The 14,305-nt window shown below is 59.4% G+C and carries 17 protein-coding genes; 6 read left to right on the top strand and 11 right to left on the bottom strand.

The genetic code is table 11. From position 1 onward, the window contains the following. The coding region (locus ATO3_RS27820; protein ID WP_143747413.1) for a cation diffusion facilitator family transporter at window positions 1–544 on the top strand (544 nt) is incomplete at its 5' end. A gap of 117 nt (window positions 545–661) precedes the next feature. On the opposite strand, the gene ATO3_RS27815 is transcribed toward ATO3_RS27820, so the two are convergent. Next, window positions 662–1,303 carry a Crp/Fnr family transcriptional regulator gene (locus ATO3_RS27815; RefSeq protein ID WP_228711380.1) on the bottom strand — a complete coding sequence of 214 codons (642 nt, stop codon included), beginning with the start codon at window positions 1,301–1,303 and terminating at the stop codon, window positions 662–664. A gap of 137 nt (window positions 1,304–1,440) precedes the next feature. Between ATO3_RS27815 and ATO3_RS27810 the strand changes: the two genes are divergently transcribed. Next, window positions 1,441–1,824: a hypothetical protein gene (locus ATO3_RS27810; protein ID WP_009824461.1), complete on the top strand. Its 384-nt coding sequence runs from the start codon at window positions 1,441–1,443 to the stop codon at window positions 1,822–1,824. Between the two features lie 69 nt (window positions 1,825–1,893). Here the strand turns inward: ATO3_RS27810 and lgt are convergent, their stop codons facing one another. Further along, window positions 1,894–2,823: a prolipoprotein diacylglyceryl transferase gene (lgt, locus tag ATO3_RS27805; RefSeq protein WP_050672452.1), complete on the bottom strand. Its 930-nt coding sequence runs from the start codon at window positions 2,821–2,823 to the stop codon at window positions 1,894–1,896. A 357-nt stretch (window positions 2,824–3,180) separates the two neighbouring features. Here lgt and ATO3_RS27800 point away from each other — a divergent pair, with 357 nt between their 5' ends. The 3 genes from ATO3_RS27800 to ATO3_RS27790 all read left to right on the top strand — a co-directional run bounded on the left by ATO3_RS27800 (window position 3,181) and on the right by ATO3_RS27790 (window position 6,775). Continuing rightward, window positions 3,181–3,948, top strand: a complete 768-nt coding sequence (locus ATO3_RS27800) for a DUF3047 domain-containing protein (RefSeq protein ID WP_231886351.1) — start codon at window positions 3,181–3,183, stop codon at window positions 3,946–3,948. Between the two features lie 255 nt (window positions 3,949–4,203). Continuing rightward, window positions 4,204–5,361 carry a multicopper oxidase family protein gene (locus ATO3_RS29555; protein WP_348429606.1) on the top strand — a complete coding sequence of 386 codons (1,158 nt, stop codon included), beginning with the start codon at window positions 4,204–4,206 and terminating at the stop codon, window positions 5,359–5,361. Between the two features lie 169 nt (window positions 5,362–5,530). Then, complete coding sequence (locus ATO3_RS27790; protein WP_050672453.1) at window positions 5,531–6,775, top strand: sialidase family protein; 1,245 nt, start codon at window positions 5,531–5,533, stop codon at window positions 6,773–6,775. Between the two features lie 43 nt (window positions 6,776–6,818). Here ATO3_RS27790 and ATO3_RS27785 read toward each other — a convergent pair whose 3' ends face one another. The 6 genes from ATO3_RS27785 to ATO3_RS27760 all read right to left on the bottom strand — a co-directional run bounded on the left by ATO3_RS27785 (window position 6,819) and on the right by ATO3_RS27760 (window position 11,790). Further along, the gene (locus ATO3_RS27785; protein ID WP_227512168.1) at window positions 6,819–7,421 is read right to left on the bottom strand and encodes a hypothetical protein; all 603 of its coding nucleotides are present in this window, start codon (window positions 7,419–7,421) and stop codon (window positions 6,819–6,821) included. A 322-nt stretch (window positions 7,422–7,743) separates the two neighbouring features. After that, a complete protein-coding gene (gene merA / locus ATO3_RS27780; RefSeq protein WP_050672454.1) occupies window positions 7,744–9,195 on the bottom strand; it encodes a mercury(II) reductase in 1,452 nt (483 codons plus the stop codon). Window positions 9,196–9,253: 58 nt separating this feature from the next. Then, entirely contained in the window at window positions 9,254–10,603 is a 1,350-nt protein-coding gene (locus tag ATO3_RS27775) for a dihydrolipoyl dehydrogenase family protein (RefSeq protein WP_050672455.1), read from the bottom strand. Beyond that, a complete protein-coding gene (gene merF, locus ATO3_RS27770) occupies window positions 10,587–11,027 on the bottom strand; it encodes a mercury resistance system transport protein MerF (RefSeq protein WP_081285561.1) in 441 nt (146 codons plus the stop codon). Before merF ends, ATO3_RS27775 begins: the two co-directional genes overlap by 17 nt. 37 nt (window positions 11,028–11,064) lie before the next feature. Then, complete coding sequence (locus ATO3_RS27765) at window positions 11,065–11,370, bottom strand: heavy-metal-associated domain-containing protein (protein WP_048535538.1); 306 nt, start codon at window positions 11,368–11,370, stop codon at window positions 11,065–11,067. A 12-nt stretch (window positions 11,371–11,382) separates the two neighbouring features. Beyond that, entirely contained in the window at window positions 11,383–11,790 is a 408-nt protein-coding gene (locus tag ATO3_RS27760) for a mercuric transporter MerT family protein (protein WP_009824452.1), read from the bottom strand. 96 nt (window positions 11,791–11,886) lie between these two features. On the opposite strand from ATO3_RS27760, the gene ATO3_RS27755 reads away from it, so the two are divergent. After that, entirely contained in the window at window positions 11,887–12,288 is a 402-nt protein-coding gene (locus ATO3_RS27755; RefSeq protein ID WP_037953553.1) for a MerR family transcriptional regulator, read from the top strand. A gap of 69 nt (window positions 12,289–12,357) precedes the next feature. On the opposite strand, the gene ATO3_RS29405 is transcribed toward ATO3_RS27755, so the two are convergent. The 3 genes from ATO3_RS29405 to ATO3_RS27745 form a co-directional block, all read right to left on the bottom strand. Continuing rightward, window positions 12,358–12,516, bottom strand: a complete 159-nt coding sequence (locus ATO3_RS29405) for a hypothetical protein (RefSeq protein WP_231886353.1) — start codon at window positions 12,514–12,516, stop codon at window positions 12,358–12,360. A 54-nt stretch (window positions 12,517–12,570) separates the two neighbouring features. Next, the gene (locus tag ATO3_RS27750) at window positions 12,571–13,350 is read right to left on the bottom strand and encodes an arsenic resistance protein (protein WP_227512167.1); all 780 of its coding nucleotides are present in this window, start codon (window positions 13,348–13,350) and stop codon (window positions 12,571–12,573) included. A gap of 297 nt (window positions 13,351–13,647) precedes the next feature. After that, the coding region (locus ATO3_RS27745) for a hypothetical protein (RefSeq protein ID WP_143747412.1) at window positions 13,648–14,305 on the bottom strand (658 nt) is incomplete at its 5' end.

The raw sequence follows: 14,305 nt of genomic DNA, 5'->3' as shown, positions 1-14,305 counted from the left end.
CGAAGGCCGTCGCTTGAGCTGTGGTCCTTACCGGCCGGTTACGGAAGATCTGAACACGAAGGGAGCGTTCTGGCATATCATCCAGACCTTTGTTGGCAGTCTGTTGATCATCGTGACCGCCCTCGCAATCGAATTCACCGGGTTTCTGCTGATCGACCCGCTGCTTGGCATGGCGTTCGGGTTTGTCCTGCTATGGGCGAGCTGGGGATTGCTGAAAGAAGCGGCGCATCTTTTGATGGAAGGCACGCCTCCCGAAGTGAGTCTGCCTGAAATCAAACGTACCCTTGAAGAACTGCACGAGGTTTCCGATGTTCACCATATTCATGCCTGGGCGCTGACAAGTGGCAAGCATGTCTTCTCCGCGCATCTGCGTGTCACAGATCAAGAAGAGGTCCTGCAAACCGCCTACGACATGCTGCGTAAGGACTTCGGGTTCTTTTTCGCAACCCTGCAGATCGAAACACGGTGCTTCGACGAAAGCGGCGCTGAGGCAATCGACCTTTCAGCGGCGAGCAGTAAGACAGGGCATAACGGCGATCTTTGAAAACAGGTCATCGTCGCGGGCAGCAATTCTCATTGTTATCGGGCAAGCGAAATACCCGCCAAGCTTTGCTACCGCACCTTTTGTTATCTCGAACCGGGCATGGTCCGGCTGATCCATTCAGGGGCGCAAATGATACGTTCCCCGGGTCGGATTTGCGATCCGGCCATCATTCACAAGCTTTCGCAAGGCCCGATAGGTGGCCTCGTGCGAAAGGTGCAGCGCGCTGGCAAAATCGACAACGGAGCTTTCAAGCAGGCCCGCCACCATACCGGCATAGACCCGTTCTTCTGCGCGGCGGATGCCTACGATCTCAAGCGCCTGACGTTGCGCTTGTATCTGCTGTGCCGCTTGCCGCGCATAGGCGCGTGCAAAATCCGGATCTGCAAAGGCAGACAAGACCGCCGCTTTGTCGATCTGTACAAACGCCCCAGCCTCCGCCACGACCGCATCGCAGTGGTATCTATCCGAAAACACCGATGCTTCGGCAAGGCTCATCCCGGGCTCGGCACGGTAGATGATAAATCGTTCGCCATCCGGGCCGACACGCTCAAGATGAACGCGCCCGCACTTAACAACATAAAGGCCGCAGGTCCACGCGCCCTGACGAAAGACCGTATCCCCTGCGGCCCTCGTCAGCGGACGCAAGGCGGAGGGCGGTATGAGATTATAGGGTTCAGGCATCATATGATCCAAATCATATTTCAGGGTCCGATCAGGTACTAGGCTGAATCCGAATACACTCAGGAAAGGCTGGTCCATGCGACTGATACCCGTTCTCTTCGCTGTCTTGCTTGCGACACCCGTTACGCCGCAACAAATGCATTCATCCATGGGTCACGCGTCCGACGCCCCAGGAAACCGGCCAGTCCGCCTTCGCCGCATTGGCCGAAATAGTTGTGCTGCTCCAGGCCGATCCCGAAACCGATTGGGGCGCCGTCAATATCGACAAACTGAGGGACCATCTGGTCGATATGGACCTTTTGACACGAAAGGCAGAGGTCACCCGCATTCTGCGGCCCGACGGGGCACGGTTCGAAGTGCGTGGCAGCCCGCGTGTCCTGTCGGCCATCAACACAATGGTTCCCGCCCATGCACCGTTCCTTGCCGGTGAAACAGGCTGGAGTGTTGCGTCAGAAGAAATGGAGGATGGTGTCGCACTGATCGTGGGTGGCGATGGTGAACAAATACAGGGCCTTGGTTTCTTTGGTCTGATGACAATCGGTGTACATCATCAAGAGCACCATCTGATGATTGCGAAAGGACGCAAGCCGCATCATTGAGCACGCGCCCAAGGCTCATATGCGGACCCAGGCCGCAATGGTCACTTCGCCAACACTACGCTCGGATATTCACAAAGAATCTGATGTCGACACCAGATCCGCAGAATTAACCGTCACACGCCTGCGGGACCATACGATCAGGGCCGCGCCAAGGATAATCATCGGCAACGACAGCAGTTGGCCCATTGTCAGCCCATAGCCCGCCCAATGAACCGCATGTCCAATCGGGTTGTCCTGCGTGACGAACTGCATATCAGGCTGCCGGAAGAACTCGACAAGGAACCTTGCGCTTCCGTATCCCGCCAGGAACAGGCCAGTAAGGCTTCCGGGAAAGCGCAGCCAACCGCGTTTCCAGGCCAGAAAGATCAGGACCGAGCCAAGCAGGATACCCTCCAGAAGAGCCTCATAAAGCTGGGACGGATGGCGGCCACACAGGCCCACGACGCCCGCACAGGACTGGGCCGCCTCGCCGGGGAATGCCACCGCCCAGGGCACATCGGTCGGACGGCCCCAAAGCTCGTTATTGGTGAAGTTGGCCAGCCGACCGAGGAAAAGACCCGGTGGTGTTGCAACAGCGAGCAGATCCGCCGTTGATAGAACGGGTGCGCCGTTGCGATAGCAAAAAAGCAAGGTGGCCACGACCACGCCGAAAAAGCCGCCATGAAATGACATACCACCCTGCCAGACCATGAAGATTTCGACGGGGTTCTGAAAATAGTACTGAGGTTGATAGAAAAGCACGAACCCCAGCCTGCCCCCCACGATCACGCCCAGAATGATCCATGTCAGCAGGTCTTCCAGTTGCTTGGGTTGCAGCGGCGGCGCCCCGGCCCCCCAGACTGACGAAGAGCGGACCAATGCGACACAGATGCGCCAGCCGATAAGGAGGCCAACAATATAGGCCAGCGCATACCAACGCAGGGCAAAGCGGAACGATCCGATATCAACGGCAAAAATCTCTGTTCCGATGTCAGGAAATTGGATAATCGAAGTCAGCATTCTTTGTTACCTTTGCCTGTTTCACACAAGGCCACATTTTGTTTCCCGCAACGGACGTTGGCGCGTTCAACCCTGTTGTCCCCAGCCCAAAGCGCTGTGGTGAATGTGCCATCCTTGCGTGCGGGAGTCGGTTCCGTTGAACCAGAGATGACGCACATCGGCACCCGCGTCCATGTGTTCAGGCGCTTGTATCCCATGAGTTTTGTACTTGTTTGTAACGGTTGGAAGCTCCGCCGCCTACTGGATCCGTCCGTCGCGGGAAATCAGCCGATCAAGGTCGCGCTCCATGATCTGAATTCGCTCCCGCGTCCTGCAACGACCATTGCGCAACCACATCTATGATCACGGATATGTTCATTGAAGTTGCGCGCGCCCGGCACAATTCAACGGATCATGACGGCACATAATGGTGATAACCGGGATCAAAGCAGGACCAGCGGCATCGCAAAAGGAGTTCAGATGTTTATACGGTCCCTCGCAGCGACACTTTTCATCGCTTTTGTTGCATTAGCTGCAAACGCCCCGCCCCTCTATGCGCAAGGAAAGACAATTCCATTCGATGGAAGCTGGAAAGAACAGGGCCTCTTGCGGCTCTTTTCGAACGAGTACGGCCTGCAAGGTCGGCGGCTGGACGTGATTTCCGATGGCACGGTTTCGGTTCTCTGGCGTCCGGTCAGCGCAGCCCTTGGCACCGCAAAGGCAGCAATGTGGGAATGGTCCGTCACGCAGGGTGTTAAGGGAACCGACCTCACACGGCGCGGCGGCGATGATCGCAATCTTGCTTTGTACTTCATATTCGTCGATCCGCAGACCGCAAGCACGCTTGGCCGAACAACGGCGCGCAAATTGCTGCGTGATCCCAATACGCGGGCGCTGGTTTATGTCTGGGGTGGCAATCATGCGAAAGGCGCATTGCTGAACAGCCCCTACTCGACGGGTCTCAAATCGAAAATTCTGCAAACGGCGCAAACCGGCAACTTCACCGAGAATGTGAACCTGGATCGCGATTTCGTGCGTGCGTTCGGGGACATGCCAAAGGTTCTGGTCGGTCTTGCGGTGACAGCCGACAGCGATGATACCGACGGAAAGATCCTTGCGGCCATTCAGGACCTGCAGATACGTTAGGTGCTCTCCGGTATTCCGCCAAACCTGGGCGCCGATCTGCAATGTATCAATATATCTCGCCGGGACGCCCTTCCGCAACGGTGGGGGATGTGGGTTGCAGGCCCCAGAAACGGAATACACGGAAACCCATGCTTAAGCGTCTTCAGATGATGGTTGCGCTTGGCGCAGCCACGCTCCCCCTGCCCCTGAGTGCGGCTTCGGTGCCTGTCACCCTGACGCCCGGCCTTCACCCGGATCGGGTCGCGGGACATTGCAATGCTTGGATTCAATGGCACCTGTCCCGGCCCCGAAATCAGACAGCGCCAGAACGATATTCTGCGGGCGCGGGTGGAAAACGGGCTGGAGGACGGGACCCTCGTACACTGGCATGGCATTCGGTTGCCCAACGCGATGGACGGCGTAAACGTGCTGACACAGGATGTCATCATCCCGAATGAGGGTTACGAGTACCGGTTTCCGGTTTCCGGTTCCCGATGCCGGAACCTACTGGTATCACTCCCACTACCTTTCCTACGAACAGGTCGCCCGCGGACTGTTCGGCCCCTGATCGTCGAAGAACCTGCCCCGCCAGACGTGGATCAGGACATCACGGCCATCCTCTTCGACATTCGGCTTGATGACACCGGCCAGTTCGACATGGAATTCGACCGCGCTGATTTCATAACAGCAGGTAGGCTGGGGAACTTGATGACCACCTTCCTGTCGTCTGAGCAGGCGCGGCTGGGGGATCACATCCGGTTGCGTCTGATCAATCCGACACCGGATCGCATTTTCGAGATACGTATCGACGGGCTGACGGGCTTTTGTGTGGCCTATGACGGGATGCCGCTGCCCGAGCTGGTTTCGCTGGGCAATCTAAAACTCGCACCGGCGCAGCGCATCGACATCATCGCAGATGTGACGGGTGATGTGATCCTAAGAGAAACCGTGCCTTCGGGTGGCGAGGAACTGGGGGGCATTATGTTGAACGGTCAGCGACAAATCCGGTCTGCGCCGATAGCTCCCCTCCCCGCGAACCTCGTGCCCGCGCCCGGAGAGATCACGCAAACGGCAGATCTCTTCATGCAAGGCGGTGCCGGGGACGGCGCGCACGGCGGGTTCGGGGGCTGGGCCTTCAACGACGTGAGCGGTCTGCCGAACAAACCGCTGATTTCGGCAAGACGTGATGAAGCAGTGCAGGTGCGGATGGTGAACGACACTGCTTTTCCGCACGGTATCCACCTGCATGGCCACCATTTCTGGGAAACCGATCAGAATGGTGCGCGAACCCACCTTCGCGACACGACCCTCGTAGCGCCGGGCGAGACGATGACGATTGTGTGCGTACTCGACAATCCCGGCGCGTGGATGCTGCACTGCCATATGCTGAGCCATCAGGCTGATGGCATGGCGACCTGGATGCAAGTCAGCTGAGGTCGGAGCGGTGGTTGCGCCAACCGTTGACGCGAAGCTGTGCCACAACGGGATATCGCTCTTAACAACAAGCACAGGCCCGTCATACAAAAGTTTACATGGCACTCGCCAAAATTTGCCTATGCTCAGGTTGTGAATGACGCTGGTCTGATAATCGGAAAGGTGCGCAATGCCATCAAAAATCCATTCTGGCGTGATTGTGGCCCATCTGTTCATGGGCATGACGGCGGGCATGGTCCTTGCCGAGCCATTGGAGTTCGCCGACCTAGACCCACCGGTCGGGAACAATGCGCAGGAACCCACCCTGTTCGCACTGCAGGATGATCGGGTCCTGCTGGGTTGGACCGAACCACACCCTGCCGGGTTTGCGGTAAAATTGTCGGTCCTTGAAGACGCAGAATGGAGCGCGGCCCGCACTGTTACCGTGTCCGACGAACTCTTCGTGAACTGGGCCGATTTTCCGTCCGTTGTTGCGCTTGATGACGGTACCTTTGCGGCTCACTGGCTGTGGGAAAATTCCAAAAACGACTATGCCTATGACGTCAAGATCTCTCTTTCGCCGGATGAGGGCCTGACATGGAGCGCACCGATAACGCCACATGATGATCGGTCGGTTAGCCAACACGGTTTTGTCACGCTCCAGCCGCTCGAAGACGGTTCCTTGATGTCTGTCTGGCTTGACGGACGCGCATATGACAAGCCGCTTTTCACCAGCGCAGCCAGCAACTACCCGGATGCAATGCAGTTGCGCGCAACCCGGATCACGCCCGAAGGTACGCGAACCGATGATGTTCTTGTCGATGCGCAGACCTGTTCATGCTGCCAGACGTCCGCCGCATCGCTGGACGATGGCACCGTCCTTGTCGCATACCGCGACAGAACAGATGCGGAAATCAGGGATATATCTGTCGTAAGACACCAAGGCGGCATGTGGTCAGAACCAACAAACGTCCACAATGACGGCTGGGAAATCTCCGGCTGCCCGGTCAATGGCCCCGCCATCGCGACCGCCGGTCAAACAGCCGCCGTGGCCTGGTTCACGGCTGCAAATGACAAGCCGGAAGTCAAGGTTGCGTTCTCTTCCGATGGTGGCAGAAATTTTGGCGATCCGGCGAAAGTCAGCCTCGGGATTCCCGCCGGTCGGGTCGATATTCTCATGCTGGACCCTCAGACTGCGTTCGTGACGTGGGTCGAATGGGCAAATGAGAGCGAGGTGATCCTTGCTTGCCAGATCACAACCGGTCAGCAGTGTAAGGACCTGCAACTGATTGCGCGAAACAACGGCGCAGGTTCGGTCAACTTCCCGCGCACGGCGCGAACGAATGAAGGGGTTTACCTGTCGTGGACACAGCCCAGCAACTCGGATGATCCGGAACCGAGTTCGACTATACGCACGGTTTTCGCTTCCTATTGAAGGTTTCCGGACGAAAGCTGATGGTTCTTTCGCTTGGCTCACATCAGGAGTGGGTCCAACGATCACCGTCAACAAGAATTGCATTTCCTGCAATAGAGCTACCGGCAAATGACGGTGATTTCTCATCCATAGTGACTGGTCTCTGGCCCGGAAATTGTAGCGTGCCACGCTTTTTCATGATCCCGGTCCCGAGCATATGACCCACCAGCGCTACCCAGGCAATGCCGGTGAAATTCAGAAAGAAGGGAAGATCTGCGACAGAAGTAGTGCCCCCGATGGCCAACACCCACAGGCCGAACCCATAAATCGCCGAGGGCAAAAACCAGTTCGTCTGCCCCGCGATACGGTGCCAAATTGGTCTAAAGACGAACAACCAACCGACGGGATAGCCAATCAGGCCAACAAGATAAAAATGTACGAAATATCCTGCGAAATCACCGTTCGGCAGACCAAGGCTGCCGAGTAAGCTCCTCGCTAGCCCGTGCGGTGACAACCGCGAAAAGCCCAAGCCCGGGCTGATGATCTGACCCAACAGATCGAACGCGACGGTCGCAAAGAAACCTGCGACGAACATTAACCCTAAAGTTCGGGCGTTGAATGCGGGTAGTGAACCTGTTGTGCGAGAATCAGTATCAACTGTATTCATGGCGATTCTTTCTTTGTATTGCGGGCGATCAAATAGACAGGGCTAATGTAATGACCAATTGTTGACCCAGCGACGTTCTCGGCAACTCCCGATCACTTTCCATCTTGATGAGATCGGTCTGTTTATGAACCCCGCCACAATAACCAACCTAATGACAGAACGTGGGATGTGCACTGCTGGCTCTAATATGTGATTATCCGTTACCGCCGTCAGCCTCCATGCCGAGAGAATGCTGACCGCCACAAGCACTTTGTGGCTTTGTACGCGCTGGTTCACAATGAGCGCTGCTTATGAGTCGGTGTCGCCGGAATTTCTCGTCTTTTCACCCCGCGCAGCAGCTGAGTTTGGCTACATCCTTGTCGAAGGTTTGTGCGGCGAGTTTCAGCCCTTCGACCGTGGTCAAATAAGGAAAGATCGTCTCTCCGAGCGCCCGTGCGGTCATGCCGAATATCAGCGCCATTGCCAGTGTCTGAATCGTGTCCGACCCCTCCGGTGCTGCGATCTGACCGCCCAGCAGGCGGTCGGTCTTCGCGTCGGCCACCAGCTTAATCACGCCGCGGGTATCGCGTGCAGCGACGGCGCGGGGCACGTTGTCGAGCGTGATCACACTGGTTTTGACCTTGTGCCCCGCCGCCTTGGCCTCAACCTCCGAAAGGCCGACGCCGGCCACTTGCGGGTCGGTAAACACGACCCACGGCATCGCCGCGTTGTCATAGCGCATCTGCTCCAATCCAAGGGCATTGTTGATCGCCACCTTGGCACCATAGGCCGCCATGTAGACGAACTGGTCACGGTCAGTGACATCGCCCGCGGCCCAGACGCCGGCACGCGTGGTCGCCATGTCCTGACCGACCTTGATAGAGCCGCGTGCGTCGGTCTCGATGCCAAGCTCTTCCAATCCAAGGTTCTCGGAATTGGCGATCCGGCCGGTGGTCACAACCAGCCGTTCGGCGGTCAGATCCTCGGTCTTGCCACCCCGTTCGACAATCAGATTGACGCCGCCCGCAGCTTTCGCGACCGAGACGTAAGCAAGACCGGTCTCGACCGCGATGTCTTCGGCCTTCAGCGCTTGCGTCAGCGCCTGGGCCACCTCCGGTTCGGCGCCCGGCAGGAGGCGCGAGCGGGTCACTAGCGTGACCTTCACCCCCAGCCTTGAAGCCATTTGCGCCAGCTCGCAGCCGATATAGCCGCCGCCCAGCACCAAGATGCTTTCGGGCCGGTCAGGCAAAGTCAATAGATCGGTGGAATCGAGGGGCTCCACTGTGTCGATCCCCTCGATCGCTGGCAGGTGGGGGCGCGAGCCGGTGGCGATCAGGACGCGCGGGGCGGATATCACCCGTCCTCCAACAGCGACGCCACCCTCGACCAATCGCGCCGGGCCATCCTCGATATAGGTAACGCTTTTATAGGCGGGCAGCAGGTCTATATATTTCTTGTGCCGCATCTCCTCGACCAGATCGGTGGTGCCTTGCACTACGGCACCCCAATCCACCGCATGATCACAGGGCTCGACGCCCGGGAACCGGGCGGCCGACGCGCCGCCATGCACCGCCTCTGCGGCGCGGATCATCGCCTTGGACGGCACGCAGCCGACATTCACACAGGTGCCGCCGGTGGTGCCGTGCCCGATAAGCGCCACGCGCTTTCCGGCATCGGCTGCCGTGATCGAGGCAGAAAACCCGGCCGAGCCGGCACCAACGACAATGAGATCGTAGTTGTCATCGCGGGTTTCACTGGCAGTGCAGCAATCGTCTTTCGTTACAGTTTGGTCCATTGGTTCTTCCTTAGCTTGCGATCGGTATCGCGACACGGCCCCGATCAATAATTTTGAATCACACCATCGAACCGATGTCGGAGGCATAGCTCGGATAGGCGAAAATCATGGCCTTGATCTGGTTGGCGGTCTGCCCGGCACCCATGGCCATGGCGAAAAGATTGATCTGCTCCTCGGAGCCCGGCCCGATCAGATGCGCGCCGAGGATCTGTCCGCTGCCCTCTTCGACAAGAACCTTGAATCCGGTATGTTTCGCGCCGACGCGCAGCGACGAATACCAGTCCCCTGTCTTTTCGAAATGGGTGTCGAACTTCAGCCCCTGTTCCCTGGCCACCGCTTCCGACAAGCCCACGGTGGCCACCATCGGGAGGGTGAAGACTACCGACGGGATCGGCGGATAATCCACGGTACGCTCGTCTTCTCCAGCCAGCAGGTTCTTGCCTGCCACACGCCCTTCGAAGGCGGACACCGGGGTCAGCTTGGGCCCACTGGCAGCGCAGTCGCCCGCGGCGAAGATCGCCGGATTGGTGGTGCGCATCGCGTCGCTCACCTTGATGCCACGGCGTGAGTATTCGACGCCGGCGGCCTCAAGGTTAAGGCGATCGATATTGGGCACCCGGCCCGTGCCATGCACCACCAGATCGCAAGTGATCGTTTCGGTGCCGTCGGGAGTTTCCACCGTGACGGTGAATTCGTCGCCCTGCTTTTCGATCTTCGCCACCTTCGCCTTGGTGCGGAGATCGACGCCGAGCTCTTCGGTTGCCTCAACCAGCATTGCGACCAAGTCGGGATCGAAAGGACCCAAGGGGCGGTCCATCATCTCCAGCACTGTCACTTCGCGCGCGCCCGCCCGCTTGACAATATGGGCGAATTCCATGGCGATGAAGCCGCCGCCGACAAAGGCGATGCGGTTCGGTCGCTCAGGCAGTTCCAGGAATTCGGTGCTGGTGGTCAGATGCTCTTCGCCCGGGATGTTCAGCGTCATCGGCCGCGCGCCGGTGGCGATATGAAAATGCTTCGCGGTCAGGGTCTCGCCGTTCAACTCGATCGTATTGGGGCCGGTGAACCGTGCCAGCCCATGCAAGACGTCGATCCCCGCTTTTTCCAACCCGGCTTCGATGCGCGGTGGCATAGCTTCGGTGAAGCTGCGCTTGAAGGCGATCATGTCGGGCCAGTTGACCGAAGGTTGCGCCTCCAGCCCCTTGCCTTCCATGTTTTCGGCCCATTCGACACCCTCGGTGACCGCGACCAGCATTTTCTTGGGGTCGCAGCCGCGCAGGGCGCAGGTGCCGCCATGGGGTTCGCTGTCGATGCTGGCGACGCTCCAGCCTGCATCCGCGGCCATCCGGGCGACGCCATTTCCAGCGGTGCCGCCGCCGATCACGATGAGGTCATAGGTCTTGGTCATACCTGTTCCTTTCCTTGTGCCAGTTTCTCTTGATCCGGCTCACTGCTGAACTGCCTGATTTTCTGAGCCAGAGCGCATATCCCGCCACCGCCAAAGCGGCGGCAACCGAGATCCGCAGAGCAAAGCGGAACTCCAGCCAGAACAGCAGAGCCGAAAGAACAACCGCCAAGCCGATGAGAAGGGCTTTCGGACTGTGCCCTGGTCTGCCGGCTTGCTGCCACAGGGCATATGCAACCGCACTCAGCGAGGCGAAGAGCATCGGGAAAAGCGCGTAGTCGAGCCAACCAACAACGGCAGAAAGTCCGACCCCGGCGACGATCAGCACCAGGAACGGCGTGAAGCAACAGATCGCCGCAAATACGCTGCCGATGAGGCCGCGCCGCAAAAGGGTCGTGGGTTCATTGTTATTGTTCATGTCTGTCATGCTGTCTCCAGCTCCGAGTGCGGGTCGGTGAATGCGATCAGAAATCGCCGGACTCGACGATGTCCGCCGAATAGCCGGTGGCGCGGATTGCTTCGACGATCATGTCCTGATCGGCGGCCTCGTCATCAAAGGCGACGATGTAGGTGCCGGTGCCGAATTCCTCTCCTTCCATGAAGTCGATGATCTCGACCGAGGGAACGCCCCGCATGGCCGCCGCCACCGTGTAGGAGCAGGTCGGGCATGTCAGTTCGCCTACCCCGATATTGATGCGCTGTTCGGCGGCGCTGGCGGGGGAAGCTGCGAGAGTGCCAACGACCGCAAGGGCAAGATGGAGTGACTTCATGGGTTCGGCCTTTCAGTAGGACAGAAGGTATGGGGTGAGATAGGGAAAGATCATCGCGACGGTGACGATGGCGGTGGCAATCCAAAGAATGGATCGCATGAGTTTCCGGTTCATGGGGCGCGCGCAGGTGCCATCCGCGCAGGCCTCAGTCGGGATCGGACGGTAGGCCTTGTAGAATCCATAGCCGATGCAGGCGGCACTCAGCGCGAAGGTGATCCATTTGTACTGGTAGAGAACGCCCAGCTGCGCAATGAAAACGCCGGTAACGCCGAAGCTGACCAGCACCAGCGGCAGGATGCAGCATGAGGTCATCGCCAGCGCGCCAAGCGCGCCGAGCCAGGTTGTCGTCCATGCCTTTTTGTCGGCAGCCCCTGTTTCGTCCATTGCCGTCTGCCGGTCGGCGGATGTGGTTTCAGTCATGGTTCGAATCATCCTTGCCTCAGTGATGATCTCAATCTAGGGTCTGTAGCAGGTACAGGCTCAAGAGGGTCAAACGTGAAAAATCGTCACAGATCGGTGAAGGTCCTCAGGCGCGGAGATCTGGCCAGGCTGACCGGCTGCAATCTCGAGACCATTCGCTACTACGAGAACATCGGCGTTATGCCCGAGCCGCCGCGCTCCAGCAAAAACTATCGCGTCTACGATGATCGGCATGTCGCGCGCTTGTGCTTCATCATGCGCGCGCGCGAGCTTGGGTTCACGCTCGACGAAGTCCGCGATCTGCTCGCCTTGGTCGATGGCGGTGCCCAGACCTGCGGCGAGGTGCAGGGTCTGGCAAATTCGCATCTCGCCTCGGTCCGCGCCAAGATCGACGATCTCAAACGCATCGAACGCGTGCTGTCTTCCACCGTGGCGCAATGCACCGGTGACGATGTCCCTGAATGCCCTGTGATCGACGCGCTGACGGAGGTGACCTGAAGGGCCATAGTTGAGGACGCCCATGCATGTCAGCCAAGCGGACAATGGTGCCAGCGCCGTTGTTTGCGATCATTCGTTCCCCGCGGAGTCCTGCGTGGTCGCCGCATGTTCGGGGACCAGATAGCGCGGCACGATCCACAGATAGGCGACCATGCCGAAGAGCTCGACGAGCGACTGGAAGACGATGACCACGGCCGCCACGTTCCACTCCGGTCCAAGCACCAGCACCAGCGGAAGTACGACGAAGGAGTTGCGGGTTCAGAGCGAGAAGATGACCGTTCGTCACCCGCTAGTGGACAATCCGGCCGCCCGCCCGGTCGCCGCACCGAGAAGTGCTGCGGCGACGAGGTAGGCGACGTAGGCGCCCGCCACCTGCGCCAAAACCGGCAGCGCATCCCGTACCGCGTCGACTTGCGAGGCCGCGATCAGGAACACCACGACAGCCAGAAGCGGAACCGGCAGCCAGGCGAGGCGATTTACGATCGCGGCCCGCTCCGGGCGCGCCTCTGCCCAACGCTCCAGCAGGAAAGCCGCTGTGAGCGGCAGCAGGACAAGCGCCGCAAAGACGGCGGCAATGCGGTCGGCGGCGAGAAGCTCAAAGAATGCCTCGCCGAGAAAAAGCCAAAGGAAGAGCGGCAGACTGGCGAACTGAACCGCGAGGAGGATCGGTGTCGCGGACGCGGCACGCACCGCATCGCCGCGACCGAGATGGGTGAATGTGATGAACCAGTCGGTGCAGGGCACCAGCAGCACGACAAGCACCCCGAGCCGAAGCGCAGGATCGTCAGGCAGGAACGCGATCAGCCCCCAGACCAGCAGCGGCACCAGGACGAAATTGCCGATCAACATGGTGCCGATGAAACGCCGGTCGCGCGTCGCGCGCGGCAGGTGCGCTAGCGGCATCTGAGCGAAGGTAGTGAAAAGCATAAGCCCCAACACCGGCCAAAGCAGCGCCTCGAACACCCCCGAGATACCGGGGGCGAGCGAGCCCAAGACCAGACCGGAAAGGATGGCAGCGAGGTAGATCCAGGCTTGATGGCGTTCGAGATTTTGCAGCTTCATGTCCTGCCCCTGCTCTTTCCGAAGGCGATTTTCAAGAAGACATCACTCGACATGCCATTGCGACAACGGCTCGTTCGTCGCTTGGAGCGTTGTATGGTCTGTCCGGTTTATACCCGCAGACCGGTCACGACCCAGTCGACAATGCTTTCATGGTAGTTGGGGACGTGGCGATAGCCGAATTGTCTCAGCCGATCAGCCGAACTCTTTGACCTCGAGCATCTGCAAAACGGTGCTCCTCACCGTTTCAGCCGTGCTGCGGATAGACGCAACATCGGCGCGCACAGATCGCTTCGACAATCAGTTTGTGGCGCGCCACATTCGGAACCGTCCTTGCCCTGTTAGCTCGCGGACCAGATCCCGCGCTTCCATCCAGGCGAGGTTGCGCTGGACAGCGGCGCGGCTGGCTCCGGTCAGGGCCTCGGCCATAGGGGCAGAGACCAGGGGCCATTCGGTCAGCACTCCGCGCAGGGCTGGCGGCGTCTTGCCCGAGAGTGGGGTCATCTCGGCTTCCGCCAGCGCCGACCATGTCTCGATATCGTCGAGGTGCCGCATCGCGGTCAGGCAGGCCGTTTCCATTTTCTCGAGCCCGCGCGCCAAACGTTCAGCCGGGGGGCCGCCGGCGCGCAGCGCCCCCGCCCCACCCATGGCCAGGGGTGCGAATATTGCCCCCTCGCCCTCATGCGCGGCAATGCGCGACGCCGTGACCGCCGCTTCCATTCGGTTGCTCTGCTGTCCGAGGCCCGCGAGGCTCCAGAGGTGAAACCCCATGCAGGCACGCGTGATCGGGTGCAGGTCGGCGGCTTGCGCCATCAGGTCAAGCCACCCGCCCGCGCGATCCGCGAAGGGCTCGGCTTCATCCACCATGTTCTCGGGGTCACGGCGATCGAGGAAGGCGGACAGGTCCACGTCTGGGCCGGGACCGCCTGTCGCGTTGCCCTTAAATCGGCTCTGCCTC

Source organism: Marinibacterium profundimaris (assembly GCF_002210095.1).
Taxonomy (GTDB): Bacteria; Pseudomonadota; Alphaproteobacteria; order Rhodobacterales; family Rhodobacteraceae; genus Marinibacterium; species Marinibacterium profundimaris.
Note: the sequence above shows the minus strand (reverse complement) of the source record. Positions and strands in the feature narration are given on the sequence as shown.